Genomic DNA, 583 nt, shown 5'->3' with positions numbered 1-583 from the left:
GTTGTTTTGACTGTTTTTTTCTCGCCTTTTCGCATCCAGCCATAACCGAGTTTAGTACCTTGAGCCGGGTGAACCGCGTCAAGAAAGAGGATGGGGTCGTCTTTCGCTGTAACTTTAAGATTTTCATCATATTCAATAAATTGTCTCTGTTTTTCTGCATCGAATTTATGAGGGACGCCACACGGTTTTTTATAAGAAAAACCCTGACGATGTAGCCATTTATTCATGCCTGGAATGCTAAAGGTAATATTCCAGAGCTGAACGACATAGGCCACGATTTCATGTGTGTGATGGAAAAGATGTTGAGATAAGTGGTTGATTAAAAAATCAGTTTGTTCCCGGGAAAGTAAACTGTCAGACCCCCCATTACCCGATTTAAGTTTACCTTGATTAAGGTAATCACTGATATGGTGGTCAACCGTGGTCTGATGGAGTCGCAATGCCTGGGCTATCATCACAGAACTCCACCCTTCAGAAGCCAGAAGGATAGCTTTTATTCTGTCTCGTACCTGACCATCACGAGTGGTGTCGTGAAGATGCTCAAGTTTGATTTTTTGTTCTGATGTAATAAATATTTTCATAG

Annotated in this window: 1 protein-coding gene; it reads right to left on the bottom strand. The window is 41.3% G+C overall.

The genetic code is table 11. The features are described from left to right. Nucleotides 1–581, bottom strand: a 581-nt coding sequence (locus AACQ83_RS24405) for an IS630 family transposase (RefSeq protein WP_112879715.1), incomplete at its 3' end; no start/stop codon positions are given. Nucleotides 582–583 lie beyond the last annotated feature (2 nt).

Origin of the sequence: Photorhabdus sp. S10-54 (genome assembly GCF_963878145.1) — a bacterium.
GTDB lineage: Bacteria > Pseudomonadota > Gammaproteobacteria > Enterobacterales > Enterobacteriaceae > Photorhabdus > Photorhabdus kayaii.
The sequence above is the reverse complement of the archived record's forward strand: the minus strand, read 5'-3'. Positions and strand labels throughout refer to the sequence as shown.